Source organism: Bacillus sp. AFS037270, assembly GCF_002585305.1.
The window spans coordinates 1-1,485 of sequence record NZ_NUNF01000018.1 but is presented as its reverse complement, the minus strand read 5'-3'; the positions used below and the strand labels follow the sequence as shown (position 1 = coordinate 1,485).

Here is a 1,485-nt window from a genome sequence, read left to right as displayed (position 1 = left end):
TGAAAATGTACTGAATCCGTCCATAATGTTTCTAAGGCTGGGAGAGGAAGGTCGATAAACTATGGTGCCTGAGAGCCCATCCGTTAGTCTGACTCCAACGACCACGGTGCACCACAAACTGTCGCTCCCTTACGGGAAGCACTCATGGTAGATTAATCCTAATTCTGATTGTTGCACCAGCCTCCAATTTACTAGCCTAGAAAGGAAGATTTCAATGGATGTAATCATTGAAAGAGCATGTGGTCTGGATGTCCATAAGGACAATATCACTGCTTGTATTATGACTTCAGAAGGAAAGGAGATTCAAACATTTTCTACTAAAACAGTTTTTCTATTAAAGTTACTGGACTGGATTAAAGAAAATAATTGTACCCACGTAGCTATGGAAAGTACAAGTGTTTATTGGAAACCTATTGTTAATTTATTAGAGTCCGAAGGAATCGAATTTTTAGTTGTAAATGCTCAACACATGAAGGCACTTCCGGGACGTAAAACGGATGTTAAAGATGCCGAATGGATAGCGCAACTTCTTCGTCATGGACTACTTAAAGCTAGTTTTATTCCTGATCGGAATCAACGAGAACTGCGTGAACTAGTACGCTATCGTCGTAGTATCATTGAAGAACGCGCCAGACAACATAATCGTATTCAAAAAGTTTTAGAAGGAGCCAACATAAAACTAGGTTCTGTTGTGTCTGATATTATGGGCGTTTCATCGAAGGATATGCTTCGTGCGATTGCGAATGGCGAAGACGATCCTGAAAAACTAGCAAACTTCGCTCGTCGTACGATGAAAAAGAAAAAAGAAGAACTGGAATTAGCACTTCGGGGTTATGTTAACCCACACCAACGACTAATGTTAAAAACCATTTTAACGCACATTGATTTTTTAACCGAACAGATTGAAATGTTGGACCAAGAGATTGCCCAAAGAGTCAGCTCTTATCAGGAAGACATAGAACGGCTCGATTCGATTCCTGGGATAGCCACCAGAATGGCTGAACAAATCTTAGCTGAAATTGGTACGGATGTTGGAAATCAATTCCCCTCTGCTGCTCATCTATGTTCATGGGCTGCCTTGGTTCCTGGACATAATGAAAGCGCGGGAAAAAGGAAATCTAGTAGATCTAAAAAAGGAAATAAATACTTACGATCTGCATTAACTGAAGCAGCTCAATCGGTTAGAGGGTCCAAAAACTATCTTGGTGCACTTTATAGACGAACAGCCGGTCGAAAAGGAAATAAAAAGGCTGCCATTGTAGTTGCTCATGCGATGTTGCGAATCGCATATTACCTTTTGACCAGGAAAGAAATGTATGTAGATTTAGGCGAAGACTATTTTGATAAACAAAGACAGACATCCATTGTTCGCCATTCAGTTCGTAGACTAGAAAACTTAGGCTATTCAGTTACAATAACGGAAGCATCCTAACCTCGATAAATCCTGTTCAGATACACCATTGTTCAGGCGCTCCTCTTTTTTTT

General features: G+C 40.4%; 1 protein-coding gene. It reads left to right on the top strand.

Annotated features, from left to right (window positions below; genetic code table 11):
* The first annotated feature begins 214 nt into the window (after window positions 1-214).
* Entirely contained in the window at window positions 215-1,432 is a 1,218-nt protein-coding gene (locus COD92_RS09475) for an IS110 family RNA-guided transposase (RefSeq protein ID WP_098533586.1), read from the top strand.
* The last annotated feature ends 53 nt before the right edge of the window (window positions 1,433-1,485 follow it).